We start from the raw sequence: 5,751 nt of genomic DNA, 5'->3' as shown, positions 1-5,751 counted from the left end.
GCTCTGCTCGACGCGGTCGCCGACCGGTGGGGTGTGGTCCTGTACGGCGACTCCAAAGTGACCTGGTGCGAGCTGGCGACGAAGCCCTTGCTGAGGTGATCACCGACCAGCCGCACCGTCTGCCGTGCGAGAGCGGGAGGGGGCTGGGTGAAGTGCGCGACCGGCCGCAGGCTCGCTACGGGGCGGCGGGTGACGTGGCGTGGGTGCCGCCCGTGGCGGACGTACGCATCAGAGCCCGCAGCGCGTCGGGTGTGCGCCAGGATTCACCCGGGCGGTTCCGGTGGCACATGCGGTGACAGTTGGCACACAGGCACGCGAGTTCGTCGAGCCTGGTGCTCCGCGTCCCCGAGTCATGGAGGGGAGTGATGTGGTGCACCTCGATATACCCCTCACCGAGTGGCCCGTAGGCCTGGGCGAAGTCGAAGTCGCAGACTTCGCAGCGCAGGGGGCGGCCGCCTTGCCGGGCCTGCTTTATCTTCAGCCGCCGGAGCTTCGGGTCCCGCTCACGGGAAAGGGCACGCCGCACGAGCAGCCGCCCCTCGACCGCGGTGAAGCCGTCGTCATCAACCTCGTCGGCCTGCGGCGGGATGAGCTGAAGCTGCCCCGAGCCGATACCCGCCTCGATCGCGTCGGCGGCAGCGAGCATCTCCCGCTCACGGTCGATGAAGGCTCTGATCATTCGCCGTGTGGGCTCTCCGCACCGGGTGCCTTTGCCCTTGTAGGCGGGGTGGTTGGCCGCGAAATCGCTGGTCTTGCGGCTGACGCTGCCCGCAGACCTGAAGTTGGGGAGAAGTTTGGCCTCTGCGGGGTGGAGGGGAAGCGAGTGGAGCAGCTCGGACAGCTCCTGGACCGCCAGGTCCTCGGTCCGAAGCTCGCGCCAGCCGTTCCTCACCACGAGCGCGCCAGCCAGTACGAGCTCGTCCTCAGTCCACGCAGGAGTCCGCATGCGCAATATCGTATAAGTGTTCGTAGTGACGGAGGGCGCGTTCAACGAACTGGGCCGCGTACTGCACACTTGGAACGGTCTCGTTGTCAGTGGGGTCTGTCACCCTCAGTGATGGTGGTGCGCGCAGAGTGCCCGCCGCCGCGCATCAGTAAGGAGAGGCATGCCCCGCGTGAATGAGCTCAAGTACACCTCGGTGGAGGTCTGTGCGGGGGCTGGTGGGCAGGCTGCTGGTCTGCATAACGCCGGCTTCAAGCACGCCGCCCTGATTGAGATCGACAAAGACGCCTGCCAGACACTGAGGGCCAACACGAGCAGTAACCCGGAATGGGCTGGCTGCAAGGTGATTGAGGCGGATCTGAAGCTGTTTGATCCGCACAGCCTCGGTATGGCCAAGGGGGACCTGGATTTGCTGGCGGGAGGAGTTCCCTGCCCTCCTTTTTCGGCGGCTGGGAGGCAGCTCGGTCGCGACGACGAGCGAGATCTCTTTCCGCGCATGCTTGAGCTGGTTGACGAACTGCAACCAAAAGCTGTGATGATCGAAAACGTGCGTGGCTTGCTCGACCCGAAATTCGCGCCGTACCGGCAGGAGATCCGCAAAGAGCTGGAGTCGCTCGGCTACGAAGAGTGCTACTGGGAAGTGCTCGAAGCCAGGAAGTATGGCGTCCCTCAGCTCCGTCCGCGAGCCATTCTTGTCGCGATGAAACCGGAGTATGCCGCGCACTTCGAGCACACAAAGCCGGAGGAGCGACCCGAGGTCGTGGTCGGTGAAGCTCTGCACGACTCCATGCGGGCTCGGTACGACGCCGTTGACGACCCCAGGGCCGAACTGGCTTTCAAGAGATGGTACGAGAAAGCTCTAGAGGGCGTGGCTCCCACACTCGTGGGGGGTTCGAAGAAGCACGGCGGGGCGGATCTTGGGCCCACGCGGGCGAAGCGGGCTTGGGGGGACCTGGGTGTCTGCGGTCTGGGGGTCGCGAATGAGCCGGATGACATGAAAGACCCCGAGCGCGACCTCTTCGCTGCCGCTGGGCCGAAACTCACTGTGACCCAGGCAGCGTTGATCCAAGGCTTTCCCAGCGAGTGGAAGTTTTCCGGCCGCAAGACCGCGGCGTACCGGCAGGTTGGAAACGCCTTTCCACCGCCGGTGGCCCAGGCTGTCGGAGAGCAGATCTATGCAGCGTTCGAGGCCGCAGGGAGGGGCTGAGAGGTCAAGTGCTGGTCAGCGCTTGGCTGCCCGGAGGCGACTGGCCGCAGCCGCGATCCGAACGGCACAGGTCTCCGCCGGCTCATGCTCCCAGAAACGAAGGACCGTCCACCCTGCGTCGCGAAGGCGAGCGTCAGTATCGCGGTCCCGGGCTACGTTCCGGGTGACTTTATCCGACCAGTAGCCCGTGTTGGTTTTCGGCGAGACATAGTGGTCGGGGCACCCGTGCCAGTAGCAGCCGTCTATGAATACGGCCAGTTTCGCCGGACGGAAGACGATGTCGGCCGTCCGGCGGAGGTCGGGCAGCGGTTTGGCAGCCACGCGGTAGCGGAGCCCTTTTGCGTGCAGCAGGCTGCGGATCAGCCGCTCGGGCTTCGTGTCGCGGCTGCGAATAGCTTGCATGTTGCGGCGCCGGGCCGCGGAGGACGCCCAGGAGCCTTCCGGGCGCACCCATTCGTCGCTGTCACTCTCAGAGCCCCGCTGATGCACCGATGCCTCCGACCCGCGTGTCAGTAGATTTCGTTCGTCTTCTTCTTTTTCGTCTCAGGGAGAAGTGGAGCCACTTGTACAGGGTCGTCTGGCCCTGCAACCACCCAATAACGACCTTCCAGCAAAACCCGTGGCTGGTCAACGTGGTGAGGCCGGGCCTCCGCGACGCGGACGCTGACGCTCTCGCCTTCCTGTGGGACGGGCAGCCCGAGGTGCTGTGCTACGGCCTGATGATTGGGGTAGTCACCACAGATGAGGATTCCTTCCGGGCGCAGCTTGTCACGTGAACCTCCGTTGTATCTCACGCGTTTCATGTAATCTTTCTGCTGGGCGAGCGTTCGCACGACCGTACGGCTCACGCGGCGCCCCTGGACTCGCCGGAAAAGCTCGTTCAGCTTTGCTTGCCCGGGGCTGCGCTTGCTCCCGGACCCGGCCGACAGGATTGCCTCTTGCGTACTTTTGTCGATGTGCAGCAGTAGATTCTCTTCCAGCGGTTCTTGGTGCCAGAGCCACGTCACCAGTGAGTGGTGTTCCTTCGTCAGCCGGAACTTTCCGTCACGGTTCCCCTTCTTCGTCACATTGCCGCTGGTGGTCAGCTTCGAGCGATTGGCGCGCAGAAGCCCGGCGCTCCAAAGGCTGCGGTGATCGTCAGCCCAGACGACAAGGCAGATCTCGTCCAGGGCCTCAGGTGGGATCATCCACCCGTACAATTTCTGTGAGTACTTGCAGTCAACTTCGATGCCGGCGATCAAGTAGTCAAGGTCGTGGCCGCTATCGAGTTCCAGCTCTCGCAGCAGGTTGATTTCCACAAGAGTTCCCGCGTGCGTCTTTTCGGTCTTGTGGAGTTCGTTCCAGTCGAACCTTCCTGTGTGTTCACCGTCTAGTAGTTGGTCGATGGTGTCGCGCAGGACCCGGGCGAAGCGTCTGCCTTCCGGGTCCAGTCTGAGCAAGTGCTGGCGTACGAGCATGAGTTCGGGGTCGTCGCACACGCCGGGTGCTGGGCCAGGGGGATCGAACGGAAGCACTCGTGACTCCTTGATGGTGAAGGGGGGCGCCTCACTAATATCACTTATCGCGGTGCGCCCCTTGGGGGGAGCCGGTGGCCACAACTAGCCTGTGATGCGGTTGACTTGCGGCTTGCGCTGAGGTGGGGGCGATGGAGACGACGGCTACGGACGTGGTGGACCTGTTCTGCGCGTCGAGAGGTACACGTGAGCGCCTTGAGGAGTGGAAGCGGGACCCGCGGAGGCGTCAAGTCGCGCCGGCGGTGCTGGCGCACACGACACGCGTTCTCTATCGCCTCACCGAAGGCGATGTCCGTGCGGTCTGCCAGCGTACGGAGCATGCTTTGGGGCAAGTGCGGAGGGAGGTCGGAGAGAGCGTTCCGGAGATCGTGGACTGGCATCCGGACTTCGCCTTCACGCACGTATTCCACATCTGCGTCGAGCGCCTTGGAGCGTTACCGACCTATCAGCAGTTCCGGGAGTTCGCCTTTTCTGATGAAAAGGGAGCTGTGATGCTCGGGGAGCCCGCAAAGCTGATCGTCCGAAGCCTTGTCGCTGAACGGGGAGTCGACGAAGGGCGCGCCCGGTCGGCGATGCGCTGGCGCGTCGGTAATGCGTACTACGGGTTCTTGCGAGAGGTCTACACACTGGTGCAGCTCAGATGCCGTGGGGTGCATCTGCAAGTCCATCCACTAGCCGATGCACTCTTCCGGGTTGATGCATGGACTGGGCGCCGAGCACTGAGCCTGCGAGTGGCCAACAGGAAATTCAGGCAGGGGATGAACGCGGGCCGGAAGACCCCCGCTGAACAGCTCCTGGCCGACGTGCAGCCGCCACTCAGGTTCGAAACGATCGAATTGGCGGCAGCTACTACGTTCGGTCAAGTACACGTGCCGACGGCGAAGGAACTCGATCGGGCGGCCGTCCGCCTGAGTCGGCTATGAGTTTGTGGGTAAGGCGGGTGACGCGCTACTGCACCCCGTGACAGGTTCCGTACGCCACCCCCGACCCACACCAGCACCCCCCACCAGCCTCCGGCGGCCAAGCCACCGCGCGTCCTCGGGCGGCGAGTGTCGTCGCGTACTGGGGGAGCAGGTTCGGCTGGTCCGGGGTCGTGCTTTCGGAGGCTGCGAAGGCCTCGTAGGAGGGGACCGTGCCGGTCACGATGCCGAGGTTCGGGGTGCCGGAGGCGGCCAGTTCGCGCAAGGAGGACTCTATGGTCGCCAAGTGCGCCTCGTGCGAGGGGTATTCGGAGGCCAGGGACGGATACGCGGTGAGGAGTTCCGCCAGTTCGTCCTCCGGCCAGCGCAGGATCGCCACCGGGAAGGGCCGGGACAGCGCCTGGCGGTACGAGCCGAGCTCGGCCTGGATGCGGGCGATCTCCGCGCGGAGTTCCGCCGGGTTTTCCGAGCCGAGGGACCACACCCGCTTCGGGTCGTGCAGTTCGTCCAGCGGGACCTGGGCCGTCGAGACCCGGTCGGCCAGCGCGTCCCACGCGTCGTGGTCCGCGCCGAGCAGGCGGCGTACGCGGTGGCGGCCGAAGAGGAGCGGGTGCGTCGCGTACGCGGGCTCGTCCCGCGTGTCCGCCGGAAGCAGCAGCTCCGCCGCCTCCGTGAACGTCTCGTGCGCCTGCTCCAGCTCGTCGTGGGATTCGAGGGACTCCGCCACGATCACCCAGGGCGCCGGATCCCCCGGGGCCGCCGCGCGCACCCCGTCGATGATCGCGCGGGCCTCCGCCTCATGGCCGTACTCCCAGAGGTTCGACGCCTTCAGGGCGCGGATCAGGAGGGGAGCGGCGGGAGGCACCGGCGCCGAGAGGAGGCTGTCGTAGAGCGTCGTCGCGCGATCGCGGGCGCCGGCCAGTTCGAGGTGGGCCGCCGCCTGGATGAGCAGGTGCTCGGCGTCCTCCGGGTACAGACCGGCCGTACGCTCCAGGCGCGCGGCTTCGGCGATGTGGTCGGCGTCGACGTGGTCGGCGGCAGCGGCAGCGGCGGCAGGCTTCTCGGGGCGCATACGGGACACGGTACTGCCGAGCGGGCCCCTTGCAGGAGGGCCCTGCTCGTTCGGCCTTCACGTATGTCCGGTCCTGTGTGGTGGCGGGCGTCTAC

Annotated in this window: 6 protein-coding genes; 2 read left to right on the top strand and 4 right to left on the bottom strand. The window is 65.6% G+C overall.

The window, feature by feature from the left end; all coding sequences use genetic code 11:
- Positions 1-175: 175 nt before the first annotated feature.
- Complete coding sequence (locus AB8Z36_RS29140) at positions 176-946, bottom strand: HNH endonuclease (protein WP_369216375.1); 771 nt, start codon at positions 944-946, stop codon at positions 176-178.
- Between the two features lie 160 nt (positions 947-1,106).
- Between AB8Z36_RS29140 and AB8Z36_RS29135 the strand changes: the two genes are divergently transcribed.
- Positions 1,107-2,150 carry a DNA cytosine methyltransferase gene (locus AB8Z36_RS29135; RefSeq protein WP_369216374.1) on the top strand — a complete coding sequence of 348 codons (1,044 nt, stop codon included), beginning with the start codon at positions 1,107-1,109 and terminating at the stop codon, positions 2,148-2,150.
- Between the two features lie 15 nt (positions 2,151-2,165).
- On the opposite strand, the gene AB8Z36_RS29130 is transcribed toward AB8Z36_RS29135, so the two are convergent.
- Positions 2,166-2,600: a very short patch repair endonuclease gene (locus tag AB8Z36_RS29130; protein ID WP_369216376.1), complete on the bottom strand. Its 435-nt coding sequence runs from the start codon at positions 2,598-2,600 to the stop codon at positions 2,166-2,168.
- 59 nt (positions 2,601-2,659) lie between these two features.
- A complete protein-coding gene (locus tag AB8Z36_RS29125; RefSeq protein WP_369216373.1) occupies positions 2,660-3,664 on the bottom strand; it encodes a NaeI family type II restriction endonuclease in 1,005 nt (334 codons plus the stop codon).
- A gap of 131 nt (positions 3,665-3,795) precedes the next feature.
- On the opposite strand from AB8Z36_RS29125, the gene AB8Z36_RS29120 reads away from it, so the two are divergent.
- Positions 3,796-4,587, top strand: a complete 792-nt coding sequence (locus AB8Z36_RS29120; protein ID WP_369216372.1) for a hypothetical protein — start codon at positions 3,796-3,798, stop codon at positions 4,585-4,587.
- 25 nt (positions 4,588-4,612) lie between these two features.
- Here AB8Z36_RS29120 and AB8Z36_RS29115 read toward each other — a convergent pair whose 3' ends face one another.
- Positions 4,613-5,656 carry an SEC-C domain-containing protein gene (locus AB8Z36_RS29115; RefSeq protein WP_369216371.1) on the bottom strand — a complete coding sequence of 348 codons (1,044 nt, stop codon included), beginning with the start codon at positions 5,654-5,656 and terminating at the stop codon, positions 4,613-4,615.
- Positions 5,657-5,751 lie beyond the last annotated feature (95 nt).

This window comes from Streptomyces flavofungini, assembly GCF_041028215.1.
In the GTDB taxonomy this organism is placed as follows: domain Bacteria; phylum Actinomycetota; class Actinomycetes; order Streptomycetales; family Streptomycetaceae; genus Streptomyces; species Streptomyces flavofungini_B.
The sequence above is the reverse complement of the archived record's forward strand: the minus strand, read 5'-3'. Positions and strand labels throughout refer to the sequence as shown.